The sequence below is a fragment of the Pseudomonas retamae genome (assembly GCF_043496865.1).
GTDB lineage: Bacteria > Pseudomonadota > Gammaproteobacteria > Pseudomonadales > Pseudomonadaceae > Aquipseudomonas > Aquipseudomonas retamae.
Window position 1 is genome coordinate 245,602 of sequence record NZ_JBIEIL010000010.1, and the last position, 14,705, is coordinate 260,306.

The following is a 14,705-nucleotide window of genomic DNA, read 5'->3' on the forward strand; positions in this document are numbered from 1 at the left end:
CAGCTCTTTGCTTCGCCAGAAAGGGCTTCTGCACGACTCGAGATTCCCAGTAGATAACCACAAGGGCGGATATATAACCGCCCAGAGGATCATCCATGTCCAACCGTGAAATATCCCGGCGCTCGTTCCTCCAGGGCGGGCTGGTGGCGGGTGTGAGCGTCACGCTCACACCGCTCAGCAGTCAGGCGCTGGCTGCCTTGATGGAAAACAGCGTCACCGTGCCGTCCGAGCAGTGGCTCGGCAACAATGGCAAGGCGCGTCAGCGTAACGATGCCTTGTCCAAGGTCTGCGGCAGCAAAGTGTTTGCCCGCGACATACGTTCCAGAGACATGCCCGGCTGGCCGCAGCAGCAAGGCCACGCCATGTTGCTGAAAACCATCAAGGCTGACCGAATCTACAACGGCTTAGACCTGTCCTGGCTCGGCGCTGAATTGCAGCCGGATCGCATCGTCACCGCCGCTGATCTCGACAAGGACGGCATTGTCTTCCCGGAAGAGCACGCCCCTGATCCATTACTGCCGCAAGGCAAGGTACCGATGTTCATCGGCCACCCGGTGGCGATCCTGATCTGGAACGATTTCGAGCGTTTCCGTCAGGCCAAGAACCAGCTCAAATTCAACGACAAGGCGATTCGTTACGGCGACAAAGTGCCGTTCTACGAAGGCGAACCCTACGGCAGCTTCCGCTATGTACGTGTCGGCGGCGCGACCTCGGCGGATGAAGACGAGTTTGCCAGCCTCAAGGACTCGATCCTGTTTCCGATGCTGAAAAACCGCCGCCCGGTGTGGAATTCCCAGCCCAACCTGCACGGCAACCTGACCGAGCGCGGCCTGTTCTACGCCGAGCGCATGAAGAAAGAAATCGATACCCCGCCGGACAACTGGCTGGTGTTCGACGAGCGCTACAAGACCCCATCGATCGAGCCAGCCGCGCTGGAGCCGGATAACGGCAACGGCTGGTACGATCCGCAGACCAAGACTTTGCACTTCGTCGTGGCCACCCAGTGTCCACTGGAAGTAGCGACCGATACCGCAAAAATGATCGCGCCGTCGCGTTTTGGTCTCGCCAATCTGAATATGCACCCCGGTTACACCGTTGGTTATGGCTCCAAGGACCACAATATTTTCGTCTACTACGCAGCTCTGGCTGCGCTGTATGGCGCCGGTGTGCCGGTGCGTCTGGCCAATGATCGCTACGAGCAGTTCCAGAGCGGCATCAAGCGTCACCCGTTCGACATCCGTTACCAATTGGCCGTAGACAAGAACGACTACACCTTCAAGATTTTCCGCGCTGAAATGAGCGTCGACGGTGGCGGTCGGGTCAACTACAGCCCATCCGTGGCGGCGGTCGGTGCGACAGCGGCGCAGTCGATCTACTACATGCCGCAGAACGATCTGCAGGTCACCGCGTATCACTCACGGGCGGTGGAAGCGGGTTCGATGCGCGGATACGGCACATTGCAGAGCATGGCGTCGACCGAAATGATGGTCGATGAAATCGCCGATCGCCTGGGTGTCGACGCGATCGATCTGCGCCGCAAGAATGCCCTGCGTTCGGGCATGAAAAACACTCAGGGCGCGATTCCTGCCGGTGCGCTGCGCCTGCATGAAATTCTCGACAAAGCCGCAGTGCACGAAGTCTGGAAAAACCGCAACGCGATCAAGCAGCAACGCGAAGCGGCAGACCCGGACAACTGGTACGGCGTTGGTTTCGCCATCTGCCAGAAAGACTTCGGAACCGGTTCCGAAGCGCCGATGGCCAGCATCGAGTTCAGCGCTGACGGGCGCATCAGTCTGCGTCACATCGGCATCGAAATCGGCACTGGCATGTCCACCTCGCAGGCGCTGATGGTGGCCGATTTCCTCGGCAGCCCGGCTCATGAAGTGAAGACCGGCGAAACCGAATGGAAGGAAATGCAGCTGATCACCAGCGGCAACCCTTACATCATGAGCCAGGCCGAGCAGGACAGCCTGCTGCGCAACCCGCGTTGGGTCGGCAAATTGGCTTCGGCCTCGTCGGCGACCAACTCGGCTTACTACTTCAGCCACGCCACCCGGGAAGCGGCGCGTGTGCTGTTCAATCATGGGCTGTGGCCGGCGGCGCTGGAGATCTGGCGTCAGGGCCCGTATGGCGGCCAGGCCAACCCGTACGTGGTGCGACGCGAAGATGCGCATTGGGTTGACGGCAAACTGACCGCCAACGGCATGCAGCCGCTGAGCTTTGAAGAGCTGGCCAAGCGTGCTCACGAACGCGGTCTGGTCACCGCGGCCACGGTGCACGGTTTCAACCGCTGGAGCTGGGCCGAGGCGGAGTACAGCATCGACGGCGTTCGCGAGCGCTTGCCGCTCGACGGTTTGGCGGTGAAGTACGGTGATGGCGCGCCGCAGGCAAAAAAGGCGCAGATGAACAGCGCCGGTTTCCACTTGCTCGATCGCCAGAACATCAACTACCCGGTGGTGCAACTGAACAACGCTGCAGTGACTTACTACAGCCCGGTCGCCACGCTGGTCGAGCTGAAGGTCAATAAAGGCTCGGCAGAAGTTGAAGTGCTCAACCACCATTCTTGGGTCGAGTGCGGTCGTGTGCTGGTTGAAGAACTGGTAAAGGGCCAGCTCGAGGGCGGCATCGCCATGGGTATCGGCCACGCTCTAATGGAAGAAATGCCGCTGTACGAAGGCGGGCCGGGGGAGGGTGACTGGAACTTCAACCGCTATCGCTTGCCGATGGCGCGTCATGTGGCGGTGTGGAAGCAGACTGCGGAAATTCTGCCGCCGCTGTCGCCGAGCGATCCGTCCAAAGGCATCGCCGAAGTGGTGATGATCCCGATTGTCGGTGCCATCGGTAACGCCGTGGCCCACGCCATCGGTAAACGTGTTCGCGACCTGCCCATCACTGCTGCGCGCATCAAGGAGGCCCTCAATGGCTAACCGTCCGCTTCAACTGACCCTCAACGGTCAATCCGTCGGCCCGGTGGACATCCCTGATGACCTGCCGATGATCGACTATCTGCACGAATACAAAAATCTCACTGGTTCGCGTCTCGGCTGCGGCCAGGGTATCTGCCACGCCTGCGTGGTGATCGTCGACAACCCGGACGGCACCAGCGAAGAAGTGCGTACCTGCATCACTGGCGCGCATTATTTCGAGGGCAAAAAGGTCCGCACCATCGAGTCCCATGCCAAGCGTGACGAGCACGGGCAGGTCACTGAGCTGAATCCAATCCAGCAACGTTTCGTCGATGAGTTCGCCTTCCAGTGCAGCTACTGCGCGCCAGGCTTCGTCAACGCCGCGACAGTGCTGGTGGAGAAGCTGCAGCGTCAGCCGATCGTCAAAAGCCAGCTGGAACAGGTCATCGAGGACAGCCTTGGCCATCACGTCTGCCGTTGCACCGGGTACGTGCGTTATTACAACGCCACCCGCAACGTGCTGACCGATCTCGGCCTGGTCAAGGAGGGTTGAACATGAAGCGTTTACTGACCCGCCTGACGCTTGCGGTCGGCCTTGTCGCGCCAGTGTTGTTCGCCCATGCCGATGAGCAAGTCAAACGCGGCGAATACCTTGCCCGCGCCGCTGATTGCATGGCTTGCCACACCGCAGCGGGTGGTGCGCCGTTTGCCGGCGGGCTGCCGATCGTTTCGCCGTTCGGCACGATCTACGGCACCAACATCACCCCAAGCAAGAAATACGGCATCGGTTTGTACGACGATGACGAGTTCTTTGCTGCGCTGACCGAAGGCAAGCGGCGCGACGGGGCAAACCTGTATCCAGCGATGCCGTATACCTCGTATCACCTGATGCCGCGCGCAGACTCCGATGCGATTCATGCGTATCTGAAAACCATCGAGCCGATCGAGCGTGCCGCGCCGGTCACCAGCCTGAGCTTTCCGTTTAACGTGCGCCCGGGCCTGATGGGCTGGAACATGCTGTACGGTAAAGACTTGAAGCTGGAACCGGCCGAAGGCAAAAGCGAAGTGTGGAAGCGCGGCCAGTACATGGTCGAAGTGCTCGGCCACTGCGGCGAATGCCATACCCCGCGCGGCCTGCCGGGCGCAATGCAGCTGGACAAGCGTCTGACTGGTGGGATTCTCAACGGCTACCTGGCGCCGAGTCTGCTCGCCACCGATCTGGCTGCGCGCGGCTGGAATCAGCAGGATCTGGCGACATTTCTTAAACACGGCATGAGTGCACAGGGCACGATGTTCAACGAGATGTTCCCGGTGTTTCACAACAGCACTCAGGGTCTCAAGGATGCGGATCTTGCAGCCATGGCGAGCTTCCTGCTGGGTGAGCAACCGCCGGCAGCCAAGGCGTTGGTTGAAGTGCCAGTCGAGCAGCTCGGTGCCAGTGCCCAACGCGGTCGTCAGGAATACCTCAATGTCTGCGCCGGCTGCCACGCGGCGGGTGGCGAAGGCAAACCGCACATCGCGGTGGCCATGCGCGGCAACACCACGTTGCGTCTGGAAGATCCGCGTAACCTGCTGCGCGTCATCGAGGACGGCATCGGCGAACAGAAGTTTTCCGGGTTCGAACACATGCAGCCGATGCCGGGATTTGCCGACAAGCTCAGTCCTGAGCAACTGACCGATCTGCTCAACTACCTGCGTCAAGGCTGGGGTGGGCAATCGGCAGAGCTGGCGGTGAGCGAGGTGCAGAAGCTGCAAGCGGACGCTCCGTCGATCGAGCACAAGGCGCACTGACATGCAGCATCTCGATCTGCAAGTGGTGCGCCGGGCGCTGGAGTGGTCACAGGCCGGGCAGCGCATCTGGCTGTGCACGGTGCTGGCGACCTATGGCTCGGCGCCGCGCGCGCCGGGTTCGCTGTTGGCGGTGAACGAGGGCGGGCAGTGGATCGGGTCGCTGTCCGGTGGCTGCGTCGAGGAGGATTTTCTCCAGCGCGTCGCCGAAGGAGCCTTTTTGAATGCCGTCGACGTCGTGCGCTACGGCGAGGGGGACGATCCGCGCTCGCGGGTCAGTCTGCCCTGTGGTGGCATTCTTGATGTGCTGGTGGAAAAACTCGATGCTGACTGCGAGGTGCAGGCGCATCTGCGCGAGTTGCAATCGGCGCTGCTCGGTCAGCGTCGTCTGATTCGCGAGGTCGATCTGGCTGATGGTGCGCGCAGTCTGTTCGCTGATTGCGAGCAGGGTGCGCGGATCGAGCGCGAGCTTGATCGGGTGCGCATTCGTATCGGCGCGGCGCAGCGTTTGTTGCTTGCCGGTTATTCCAGCGTCGCGCAGGCATGTGCCGAGTTCGCCGTGGGCCTTGGTTTCGAGGTTATTCTCTGCGACCCGCGCGATGAAGTGCTCGAGGGGGTTGTGCTGAACGGGGTGGAAATTCGTCGGCAGTTGCCGTCGATATTCATTGCTGACGGCGGCTGCCATCGCGACACCGCGGTGGTGGCGCTGACGCACGATCCACGCATCGACGATCTGGCGATGATGGAAGCGGTGCGCACCGAAGCGTTCTACATCGGCGTGATGGGTTCACTGCAGACATCGCAAAAGCGCTTCGAGCGTTTGCGTCGGATTGGCGGTCTGGGGGAAGGCGAGCTGGCGCGGATTCATGCGCCGATCGGTCTCAATCTCGGCAGCAAGACACCGGCGGAAATCGCCTTGGCGGTGCTGGCGGATATCGTGCGGATTCGAAGCGGGATCGCTCGGGATCAGCTCTGAGTTTACGTTCCACGAAAAAGGGCCGCTGTTCAGCGGCCCTTTTTTACATCCCGAATTTATCGCGCAGGCCGTAATACCACGCGCCCAGCGCAGCGAACGGTGTACGCAACAGCTGCCCGCCGGGGAAGGGGTAGTGCGGCAGATCGGCGAATGCATCGAAACGCTCCGCCTGACCGCGCAACGCTTCGGCCAACACCTTGCCCGCCAGGTGCGTGTACGTAACGCCATGGCCGCTGCAACCTTGCGAGTAATAGATGTTGTCGCCAAGACGCCCGACCTGCGGCAAACGCGACAGCGTCAGTAGGAAGTTTCCGGTCCAGGCGTAGTCAATCTTCACATCCTTGAGCTGCGGAAAAGCCTTGAGCATTTTCGGGCGGATGATCGCCTCGATATTGGCCGGGTCGCGCGCACCATACACCACACCGCCGCCGAAGATCAGGCGCTTGTCGCTCGTCAGGCGGTAGTAGTCGAGCAAGTAGTTGCAGTCTTCAACGCAATAATCCTGCGGCAGCAGCGCCTTGGCCAACTCATCGCCCAACGGCTCGGTGGTGATCACCTGAGTGCCGCATGGCATCGATTTGGCCGCCAGTTCCGGCACCAGATTGCCGAGGTAAGCGTTGCCCGCCACGATGATGAATTTGGCCCTGACCTTGCCCTGCGGCGTATGCACCACCGGATTGGCACCGCGCTCAATGCGTACGGCCGGCGACTGTTCATAGACAGTGCCGCCGAGAGATTCAACCGCCGCCGCTTCGCCGAGCGCCAGGTTTAGCGGATGAATATGCCCGCCGCTCATGTCGAGCATGCCGCCGACGTATTGCTCACAGCCGACGACTTCGCGAATACGGCGTTGATCGAGCAGTTCCAATTGGCCGTGACCGAAACGCTCCCAGAGGTGCTTCTGCGATTCCAGATGGCCCATCTGTTTGGGCGTGAGCGCGGCGAACACGCCACCGTCCTTCAAATCGCATTGAATATTGTATTTGGCCACGCGCTCGCGAATGATCCGGCCGCCCTCGAAGGCCATCTGCCCAAGCAGTTGCGCCTGCTTCGGGCCGACGCTGCGTTCGATCACGTCAATGTCGCGGCTGTAACTGTTGACGATCTGGCCGCCATTGCGCCCCGAAGCGCCGAAGCCGACCTTGGCCGCTTCCAGCACGGTCACGCGAAAACCGTTCTCCAGCAGAAACAGCGCCGAGGACAGCCCGGTGTACCCGGCGCCAATCACACAGACATCCGTCTCCACATCATCCTGCAGCGCCGGACGGGACGGCGCGGCGTTGGCCGACGCAGCGTAATAAGATTCTGGGTAAGGGGTGTTCGCCATCCTGCCGCCTCTGTTTAATATATTTTACGAGTGCGCTGATCCTACCCGAGTTGAAAAACCTCCGCCAGCCACCGGAAAAACCGCGTTACCGGGGGGCACATTAAATATTTTGCATATTCATAGGGTTAGGTGAAAAAAAGGTGTTGACACCCCTTCGGAATTCCGTAGAATGCCGCCTCACAGCAGGCACGTAGCTCAGTTGGTTAGAGCACCACCTTGACATGGTGGGGGTCGTTGGTTCGAGTCCAATCGCGCCTACCAAACAAAATCCGCTCTGCTGGGCGGTCTGGAAGGGCTCACCGAAAGGTGGGCCCTTTTTTGTTGTCCTGGATTTGCAACGCCTCGCTTGGTAACGGCGTAACTTTAGGGCTTTCAAGTGGATAAGGTCAGGCGCTGTGCTTATTGCTGCGTCCGTTTTCTTCTCCCGCCAGATTTGTGAAGAAAATGCAGCCTATGAGCCTTGCGAACAGCGTCAGCGTTTCCGCGAGGTCCGGGTTGTCGAACAGTACTGCCCTTGAATCCAGCGCGCACAAGGCACCCCACAACCTTCCATCCGGCAGAAAAACAGGCGCCCCTGCATAGCTCTCGATCGCAAACTGCTTCACGACTGGGCGTGAGCACAGACGGCCGTCTTCACTGATTTTGGGCAGGAAAAGCACCTTGGGGTCTCGCCGAAACTCGCTGCACAGCGTGGTCTCCAGATCCAGCGTGTCGCCGACGTTGATGCCGAGTTCGATCGGATCGTACGCCGAGCAAACTATCCATTCGGTTTCGGTAAATTTTGCGATCCCGGCGAAGCGTGTGCCGGTCAGGCGCGTTACGAGCTGCAGGATATTGGTTGTTGCTTCGATTTCGGCAATCGCCGAGCGTTCTTCTGCACTCAGGGATGCCTTAAGAACGGTCTCACTCATTTCCATACGTTCAAATCTCCGAATTGCTTACGCGTTGCCGAGGCTGCCGCTTGTGTCGATGCGTCTGAAAGGCGATACCGCTGGAGAAGGGGAGTCGTATCAACCAGGGTTCTTGCCAGCGTCGTTAGCGTAGCCTTCCTCACCGGCCTTTGTCACAGGACCATTTCCTGCGTCGGCCGTTCGCTTCCAGGTACGTTAGTCCAGCACCCACTAAAATAATGTGGATATTGAAGGGGTTACGGTCTTATTGAACCAGCCGGTTATCAGAAAATTGTTGTGACGGCAGGTGGGATTGAGTAGTATCCGCCCCGCGTTCACCACCACGGTTTATGCATTTTTAAATCCCAAGCTTCCATCAGCTGCTTGGGATTTTTTTTGCCTGCGATTTGGCTTTTTCGCCCAAGGATTTCTCACTGCCCTTCATTGCGCGCTTTTGCGGGTTTGATGGCGATGGCGGCGACAGGCATGGCGCGAGGCGTGTCATTTGTTTAGCGGTGCGAATTCCCTGCGCTCTATCGGAAACGTCCGACAGCCAGTCGCTGGGATGGCAGGTAGTATCTGGCGGGCAACGGGAGGAATGGCGTGCGGAAGTGAAGGCGGGACTTGCGTGTCAGGCGCCGTGCCCAGCGGAGTGGGAAGCGGATGGCAAAACGGCGCGTGAAGCTCTAGCCAGTCATTCCACGAGGTAAACGGACTGGCTACTGACTGCGATGCGACTCAAGGCGTTTGTGGTTTGTCCGGAGCGGTCAGGCCAGCCTGAATGCGCTGGTAAATCTCTTCACGGTGCACGGCCACGTTTTTCGGTGCGTTGATGCCAATGCGGACCTGTTGGCCGCTAACGCCCAGAATGGTGATGGTGATGTCGTCGCCAATGTTTATGCTTTCACCGACTTTGCGGGTGAGTATCAGCATGGTCTTCTCCTTGATTGCTTTGTAGGGCACCTGATTCAGACAGTGCAGAGGTCGGTGGTACGTATAGATTAGTGCGAAGTCTCACGGTTTGGGTGCCTCTTTCTGACGCGCAGAAGCGGCATTAATTCCCAGGGCGTAACTATACAGAGGCTGCAAGCATCAATCTCGTTGTTTTGTGCCCATTTTGCGGGGCTCGCGAAGATTTATGAGTGATAAGATCGCGGCTTTGAGATTTTCGAGGGAAGCGTTGTGCGCAAATTGGTCTGGGTAATCGCAGCACTGGTATTGGCGGGCTGTGGAGAGGGCAAGCAGGGTGATGTGCCGACGCCGAAAACAGCTGTCGCAGCGTCGGCAGTCGCGGCTGCTCCGCAGTGGGATCTGGAAGTGCGCGGAGAAACACCACAAGCGGTCAGTGATCTGAGCGGCTGGTTGATCGAGCATGCGTTCGTACCGACCGTCATCAAGGACAGCAGCGGCAAAACGCGGATTCTGATTGGCCCGTTCAACTCCAAGGCAGAGGCCGAAGCACGGAAAGTGCAGGTTGATGCGGCGCTGGTCAAGGCGAAAAAACAGAACATCGAATCGGTGCTGGTCGAGCATCCGCTCACGCCTTAAGCGAGCCACCCGGCGGAATCACCTAAAGGTTCTCAGACACGACTCGTTCTACTTGCAGTCGCTGATGATTTCCAAAAGGAGCTCCCATGGCCTCCGCCAACCCGTACAAGCTGTTCGATACCACCCTGCATCGCAAGACCCGGTTGAGTCCGCACCTGATGCGCATCACTTTAGCGGGCCCGTCAGTTGCACGGATGGTTGCGTGGGCCCCGGATCAGCGGGTGAAACTGTTTTTCCCTGCGGCCAATGGATCGCACGCGAAGCTTGCGCAGGAGGATGGCTGGTACGCTCGGTTTCGCGCGATGCTGGCGGATCGACGCCCGGCGATGCGGACCTACACCATCCGTAACTTGCGCGCCGAGCAGGGCGAAGTCGATATCGATTTTGTCCTGCACGGCGAGACAGGTCCGGCGTCGCGCTGGGCACTGCATTCGCAGCCAGGCGATGCGATGCAGATCCTTGCACCTGACCGGCAATTCTCGGCGAAGGAGACGGGCGGTTTCGAGTGGAAGCCACCGCAAACCCTCAAGCAGGTTCTGCTGGTTGCCGATGCGACGGCCTTGCCGGCCGCGATGGGCATACTGGATCAGTTGGCGAGGTCTTCGGCGCCGCCGCATGTCCAGGCGTTTTTCGAAGTGGACAGCCCGCAGGACATGCTTGCCGTTCCAGATTGGCCGGGGTTGTCGGTGCAGTGGCTGATTCGCGACCAGGTGAGCGAGTCGGTCGCTGGAGTTTTGATGATGCAAGCCGTGCGGGCAGCTGTTTTGCCAGTCCATGCGGCCTCGGTCGTCCAATCACCTGAACTGGCTGAAGTCGATATCGAAAAAGACATTCTCTGGGAGATCGCCGATAGCGCCCCGGATGGATTTTACGGCTGGATCGCCGGAGAGTCTGCGGCGGTGATGAGCTTGCGCAGATACTTGATCAAGGAGTGCGGCCTGCCGCGTGAATCGCTTAATCTGATGGGTTACTGGCGGCACAACAAGGCCGCCAACTAACCCATAAAAAAGCCTCGAACATCACGTTCGAGGCTTTCTTTTGCCTGCCGATTCAGCCGCAGGCTTTCATGTTCACTGGGCCGACGAACTCATTGCCGCGTCCCATCACACACGCCACGCTCTGATTGCGCTGAAGCTCCCAGTCTTGCACCGGATAGGTCTTGTCCCACGCCTCATACAGTTTTCGATCCTGTTTCGACAGGCGCAAGCCGTACTGCTTGCTCATATAGAAGTACGTTCGGGCAATCATTCCGCGGATCGAGGGGCGGGGCATGACCTTCTTTGCCTTGAAATCGACTTGGGTCAGGCACGAGCCATATTGGCCGGATTGGACCGGCAGCCAGCCGAAGCTGAAGTTGCTGCGGTCGCCATTTACCTCGCCAATGCTCGGCACCAGGTTGTGCAAATCGGCCTCGGCTTTCTGATAGACCGGGTCGTAGCGTGTGCAATTCTTGCGTCCACCGCTCTGCCAGCATTGGCGCTGATGGCCAATTTGCCAGGCCGGCACAATGTGTTCCCATTCGATGCGCGAGGCGCGCTTGGCATTCTTGCGCGGTACGTAACCGCAGGCTTTCAGATCAACCCGGTTCCCGGTGTATTTGCATCCGCAATAAAATTCGGTGGACTGGGGTGCATAGAGTTTCCAGGCAGCCTTTTTGGCTTCGGAAAAGGTGCGGGGCGCGCCGGCCTGAGCACCCATGGCGACAAATAACAGCAGCAACGCAACACAGCGGACACTCATTGAATCAATCTTCCTTCGGCACAACCCAAAAAATCTGCACGCCACCGTCGTCGCGATAAGCGAGGGTGACATTGTCGTTCTCGTCGATTTCCTCGAGCAGGCGTTCCCAGTCGTCCATCGGCTCGTCTGGAAGACGGAAAATCAGCGCGGCTTTGGCTTTTTGGGCGGAGGGAGAGTTGATGATTTTCTGAACGCGCATACCCATGCGTTCGTAAGCGTCAGGAGCATCAGGGGAAGTGGCCACGAGGTTATCCTTATCAAGCTGTACGTGCATACAGTATTTAACTGTAAGCATTTTCGCAACTGCTTAAAATTCAAGAAAATCCTCTGACAGTGGTTTTCTGATTTTGGTGTGGGAGGTATCGAATTTTTTGTAGGAAAAGTGCGCGAGGGCGGTAAGTAGCGCATCACCCGCTTTGGCAAACGGATGATGCGTGAATTGCCCGATCAGGAATGAACCGGGCGAAGCTCAATCAGTATTCCCAGAACATCCGTTGCAGCTCTTTGCTGTCGTTGGTCTTGGTCAGCGCGACCATCGCCAGAATGCGCGCTTTCTGCGGGTTCAGGTCATGCGCGACGACCCAGTCGTACTTGTCGTCAGGTTGTTCGGCGTTGCGCAGAACGAAGCCGCCAGCGTTGACGTGGGATGAGCGAATGATCTGTACGCCATCCTTGCGCAGCGCTTGCAGGGCCGGGACGACGCGGGAGGACACCGAGCCGTTGCCGGTGCCGGCGTGAATGATCGCCTTGGCGCCGGACTGCGCGAGAGCCTTGTAGGCCGTATCGCTGACGTTGCCGTAGGAATAGGCGATTTCTACGTCAGGCAGGCTCTTGATGTTCTTGATGTCGAATTCCGAATCCATGGTGTGACGCTTGGCCGGCAAGCGGAACCAGTAGGATTTGCCTTCAACGACCATGCCCAACGGGCCCCAGGCACTCTTGAACGCCTCGGTCTTGATGTTGATCATCTTGCTGACGTCGCGACCGGACTGGATTTCATCGTTCATGGTCACCAGTACGCCTTTGCCGTGTGCTTCTTTGCTGCTGGCCACGGCCACGGCGTTGTACAGGTTGAGCATGCCGTCAGCGGACATGGCGGTGCCCGGACGCATCGAGCCGACCACGATGATTGGCTTGTCGGTTTTTTCCACCAGGTTCAGGAAGTAGGCGGTTTCTTCCAGGGTGTCGGTACCGTGAGTGATGACGATGCCGTCGACATCCTTGCTGTCGGCCAGCTCGGCGACGCGGCGGCCCAATTGCAAAAGGTTTTCGTTGGTGATGCTTTCTGAAGCGATCTGCATGACTTGTTCGCCACGCACGTTGGCCAGCTTGCTCAGTTCGGGAATGCCGGCAATCAGTTGCTCGACACCGACCTTCGCGGCCTGATAGGTGGCGCTGTTGGCGGCGCTGGCGCCGGCACCGGCAATCGTGCCGCCGGTGGCGAGTACCACGACGTTAGCGAGCTTGGTCTGGGTTTCGGCTTCTTTTGCCTGAAGGGCGGTGGGCAGGAGCAGGAGGAGGGCCAAAGCGCCCGGAACCAAAGTGTTGAAAGCAGATTTCATTATTTTTCTCTCTAGTAGTGAGACGGTGCTGATGCAGGTTCATCTAGATGCGCCCCAGGCCGATCTGGATGCCCGGGGTGCGATGAAAGGAGCAGGATCTGTACCAGCCGTACTGTGCCTCGCCAAAATGCTTAAACTGATGATTTACATCAAGATTTCAGGTGTAAGTAAAAGTTGGACGCAAGGGTTTATCCGGTTTCCCGAACAAAGCGCGCTTTCGTGTTCGGCTCTCCGAAAAAGACTACGACCACTGTCGAGCCCGTCGGCTGGCCGATTTTCGATTTTCTGCTAAAGAAATTCGGGCAAGCGCCGATGGGTGTTCAAGGAATCTGAAATCTGGGGATACACATGTCACTGACGGTCGGCTTTGCAAATCCGGGTGCTGTCACCATCGGCGGTAAAACCGCAGCAACGATCAACACGTTGAACGACGCGGGCAAGGACGCTTCTGCGGAGGCCCTTGGCGTTGAAAAAGACAAAAGCAATCAGGTCAGGACCGGTGGCGCTGCGCCAGAAGAGAGCAAAACCGAAGGCAGCAGCAATCTCAATACCACCGTGAAAATGCTCCTCAAGCGCATGCAGGAATTGCAAAAGCAGCTTCAAGAGCAACAACAGCAGTTGGCCGCCGCCCAGGCCAAGAGCTACCCGACACCCGAAGCCAAGTCCCAGGCGGTCATGTCGATTCAAGGGCAGATCGCGCAAACCAGCGCCGCGATGACGGAAGTCGCCGCTGCACTGGTCAAGGAAATGTCCCAGGGTTCAACCAGCGGCAATGTGGTGAACACCACGGTTTGACGCAGAAGGGGCGCATCGGGGATTCGCCCTACAAAAAATGACGATTTCTGATTGTTGACAAATGTCGGCGGGATTCGCATAGTTCGGTCTACGCAAACGTTTGCGTCGCTTGCGTGCGGTGCTGTCGCATCGTTCGCGAGCGATGTAGCTTACGCCAGCGCAAGCGTTGCTCACAATAATCATAAGATCGGAGTGAACCCATGAAGCTGCCATTCGCTGGACGTCTTCTTGCTGTCGCTATGCTGGCTGCCACAGCCGCCGCGCTACCTGTCTCCTCGGCGTTCGCCGAATCCACTGCAAAGCCCAAAGTCGCCTTGGTCATGAAATCCCTGGCCAACGAATTCTTCCTGACCATGGAAGACGGCGCCAAGGCCTACCAGAAAGAACACTCCGCTGATTTCGACCTGATCTCCAACGGCATCAAGGACGAGACCGATACCGCAGGCCAGACCAAAATTGTCGAGCAGATGATCCTCGCCAAAGTCGACGCATTGGTTATCGCACCCTCGGACTCCAAAGCGATGGTGCCGGTGATCAAGAAGGCCGTCGACGCGGGCATCACCGTGATCAACATCGACAATCAGCTTGATCCGGCAATCGTCAAAAGCAAAAACATCAGCGTCCCCTTCGTAGGGCCCGACAACCGTAAGGGTGCGCGGCTGGTCGGTGAGTACCTGGCCAAGCAACTCAAGGCCGGTGACGAAGTCGGCATCATTGAAGGTGTGTCCACGACCACCAATGCCCAGCAACGTACTGCTGGCTTCAAGGATGCGATGGAGGCTGCACAGATCAAGATCGTTTCCCTGCAATCCGGTGACTGGGAAATCGACAAGGGCAACAAGGTTGCCGCGTCGATTCTCAGCGAGTACCCGGACGTCAAAGCACTGCTGACCGGCAATGACAGCATGGCCGTCGGCGCCGTTTCTGCCGTCCGTGCTGCCGGCAAGGCAGGTCAGGTGAAGATCGTCGGTTACGACAACATCAATGCGATCAAGCCGATGCTCAAGGACGGTCGCGTACTGGCCACGGCTGACCAGTTCGCCGCCAAACAGGCGGTATTCGGCATCGAGACCGCGTTGAAAATCATCAAAGGCGAGAAAGTCGACAGCGGTGCCAACGGCGTGATCGAAACACCGGTCGAGCTGGTCACTCAGTAAGCTTCTGGCGACACAA

At 58.7% G+C, this 14,705-nt stretch carries 14 protein-coding genes and 1 tRNA gene; 9 read left to right on the plus strand and 6 right to left on the minus strand.

Annotation, left to right across the window (positions count from 1 at the left end; genetic code table 11):
* Positions 1-95 precede the first annotated feature (95 nt).
* Genes ACGSLL_RS20330 through ACGSLL_RS20345 form a run of 4 tightly spaced genes read left to right on the plus strand, consistent with a single transcriptional unit; the run spans position 96 to position 5,670 of the window.
* A complete protein-coding gene (locus ACGSLL_RS20330) occupies positions 96-2,927 on the plus strand; it encodes a xanthine dehydrogenase family protein molybdopterin-binding subunit (RefSeq protein WP_394507701.1) in 2,832 nt (943 codons plus the stop codon).
* Positions 2,920-3,459, plus strand: coding sequence for a (2Fe-2S)-binding protein (locus tag ACGSLL_RS20335; RefSeq protein ID WP_258449783.1), 540 nt, complete (start codon positions 2,920-2,922; stop codon positions 3,457-3,459). Before ACGSLL_RS20330 ends, ACGSLL_RS20335 begins: the two co-directional genes overlap by 8 nt.
* 2 nt (positions 3,460-3,461) lie before the next feature.
* The gene (locus ACGSLL_RS20340) at positions 3,462-4,697 is read left to right on the plus strand and encodes a c-type cytochrome (protein ID WP_394507702.1); all 1,236 of its coding nucleotides are present in this window, start codon (positions 3,462-3,464) and stop codon (positions 4,695-4,697) included.
* 1 nt (position 4,698) lies between these two features.
* Positions 4,699-5,670: an XdhC family protein gene (locus tag ACGSLL_RS20345; protein WP_394507703.1), complete on the plus strand. Its 972-nt coding sequence runs from the start codon at positions 4,699-4,701 to the stop codon at positions 5,668-5,670.
* Between the two features lie 43 nt (positions 5,671-5,713).
* On the opposite strand, the gene ACGSLL_RS20350 is transcribed toward ACGSLL_RS20345, so the two are convergent.
* Positions 5,714-6,997, minus strand: a complete 1,284-nt coding sequence (locus tag ACGSLL_RS20350; protein ID WP_394507704.1) for an NAD(P)/FAD-dependent oxidoreductase — start codon at positions 6,995-6,997, stop codon at positions 5,714-5,716.
* A 184-nt stretch (positions 6,998-7,181) separates the two neighbouring features.
* Here ACGSLL_RS20350 and ACGSLL_RS20355 point away from each other — a divergent pair.
* A tRNA-Val gene (locus ACGSLL_RS20355) sits at positions 7,182-7,258 on the plus strand.
* Between the two features lie 125 nt (positions 7,259-7,383).
* Here the strand turns inward: ACGSLL_RS20355 and ACGSLL_RS20360 are convergent.
* Both ACGSLL_RS20360 and csrA read right to left on the minus strand, forming a co-directional pair.
* The gene (locus ACGSLL_RS20360; RefSeq protein ID WP_394507705.1) at positions 7,384-7,914 is read right to left on the minus strand and encodes a GAF domain-containing protein; all 531 of its coding nucleotides are present in this window, start codon (positions 7,912-7,914) and stop codon (positions 7,384-7,386) included.
* A gap of 711 nt (positions 7,915-8,625) precedes the next feature.
* Positions 8,626-8,820 carry a carbon storage regulator CsrA gene (gene csrA, locus ACGSLL_RS20365; RefSeq protein ID WP_003179932.1) on the minus strand — a complete coding sequence of 65 codons (195 nt, stop codon included), beginning with the start codon at positions 8,818-8,820 and terminating at the stop codon, positions 8,626-8,628.
* A gap of 249 nt (positions 8,821-9,069) precedes the next feature.
* Here csrA and ACGSLL_RS20370 point away from each other — a divergent pair, with 249 nt between their 5' ends.
* Together ACGSLL_RS20370 and ACGSLL_RS20375 are read left to right on the plus strand one after the other, a co-directional pair.
* A complete protein-coding gene (locus ACGSLL_RS20370) occupies positions 9,070-9,435 on the plus strand; it encodes an SPOR domain-containing protein (protein WP_394507706.1) in 366 nt (121 codons plus the stop codon).
* Between the two features lie 86 nt (positions 9,436-9,521).
* Positions 9,522-10,433: a siderophore-interacting protein gene (locus ACGSLL_RS20375; protein WP_394507707.1), complete on the plus strand. Its 912-nt coding sequence runs from the start codon at positions 9,522-9,524 to the stop codon at positions 10,431-10,433.
* A 52-nt stretch (positions 10,434-10,485) separates the two neighbouring features.
* Here the strand turns inward: ACGSLL_RS20375 and ACGSLL_RS20380 are convergent, their stop codons facing one another.
* From ACGSLL_RS20380 to ACGSLL_RS20390, 3 genes are all read right to left on the minus strand, one after another.
* The gene (locus ACGSLL_RS20380) at positions 10,486-11,175 is read right to left on the minus strand and encodes an endonuclease (RefSeq protein WP_394507708.1); all 690 of its coding nucleotides are present in this window, start codon (positions 11,173-11,175) and stop codon (positions 10,486-10,488) included.
* A 4-nt stretch (positions 11,176-11,179) separates the two neighbouring features.
* Positions 11,180-11,449, minus strand: a complete 270-nt coding sequence (locus tag ACGSLL_RS20385) for a DUF1654 domain-containing protein (protein WP_394507737.1) — start codon at positions 11,447-11,449, stop codon at positions 11,180-11,182.
* Positions 11,450-11,648: 199 nt separating this feature from the next.
* Entirely contained in the window at positions 11,649-12,737 is a 1,089-nt protein-coding gene (locus tag ACGSLL_RS20390) for an asparaginase (protein ID WP_093102799.1), read from the minus strand.
* Positions 12,738-13,085: 348 nt separating this feature from the next.
* Between ACGSLL_RS20390 and ACGSLL_RS20395 the strand changes: the two genes are divergently transcribed.
* Positions 13,086-13,532, plus strand: a complete 447-nt coding sequence (locus tag ACGSLL_RS20395) for a hypothetical protein (protein WP_090282669.1) — start codon at positions 13,086-13,088, stop codon at positions 13,530-13,532.
* 200 nt (positions 13,533-13,732) lie between these two features.
* Entirely contained in the window at positions 13,733-14,689 is a 957-nt protein-coding gene (locus ACGSLL_RS20400) for a sugar ABC transporter substrate-binding protein (RefSeq protein ID WP_394507709.1), read from the plus strand.
* The last annotated feature ends 16 nt before the right edge of the window (positions 14,690-14,705 follow it).